The organism is Parendozoicomonas callyspongiae (assembly GCF_023502345.1).
GTDB lineage: Bacteria > Pseudomonadota > Gammaproteobacteria > Pseudomonadales > Endozoicomonadaceae > Sansalvadorimonas > Sansalvadorimonas callyspongiae.
The window spans coordinates 1-864 of record NZ_JAMFLX010000111.1; the positions used below are offsets into that span (position 1 = coordinate 1).

Sequence of the window (864 nt, forward strand, 5' to 3'; positions counted from 1 at the left end):
TAACGCCTAAATCAGGTGCGCCGTAGGCGTCACCTGGATTTTCTTGTTAGGCACTTGGTGTGCAAAATATAGCCAGCAATGTAACCTAATAAAAAAAATGCAGGCCACTGTATATAAAGCATGAACTTAAAAAGCTCTGTTTCCCCATCTGGACCTGGCTGTATATCAAAAATCGAAATGTAGATTTCAGTCAGGTGTGGAGATAAAACAAAAGATAGAATTATGATTGAAATGATACCAGAGGCAATTGATGTGATAAATTTCATTGAGTTATCTCCCAAAATAATATTTTTTGGGAATCCTCAAAATCTGAAAACCTATCAGTTATAGAATGAAGACCAAAAGAACCAATTCTTAAGTTTATTCTTGCCCATGAAGTTAAATCTGTAATTCTACTACCATTCCAGATATCTATATGATCTCCCGAACGATTTCTGAATGATTCGGTTTTTCCTCTGACTGTTCTTTGCCAGTAATCTTTAAAAAATATTATCCCTTTTTTTCCAGATAATTGTTCTGAGAATTCTTTCGGGTCAACTTCGATTACTGGTTTAAGTCCAGGAAGAGAAACTTTCTGTAATCCATTTGCTAGCTCCTCCGCTCGGATGACATGGCCAGCAGATTTAGGATGTCCATGCCAACAATGCGTTACTCCGGGAATATCTGTTGTTTTTACACCACACTCGACTAATGCCACACCAACACGGATAGAGCACTGGTTAGAGAAATTCTTCTTTCCATTTGTTGTGCAAGGATTATCACTACCTGTTATTGTCGGATGACTATTCCATAACTTCTTGAAAGTAATCATTTGAATATTCCATTTTATGATTGTTTTTTATGACTGTGCCGTGCCTAACGCCC

At 37.3% G+C, this 864-nt stretch carries 1 protein-coding gene; it reads right to left on the minus strand.

What is annotated here, in order from left to right; genetic code table 11:
- Positions 1–262 precede the first annotated feature (262 nt).
- Positions 263–811, minus strand: a complete 549-nt coding sequence (locus M3P05_RS20505) for a type VI secretion system amidase effector protein Tae4 (RefSeq protein ID WP_249701996.1) — start codon at positions 809–811, stop codon at positions 263–265.
- Positions 812–864: the final 53 nt, after the last annotated feature.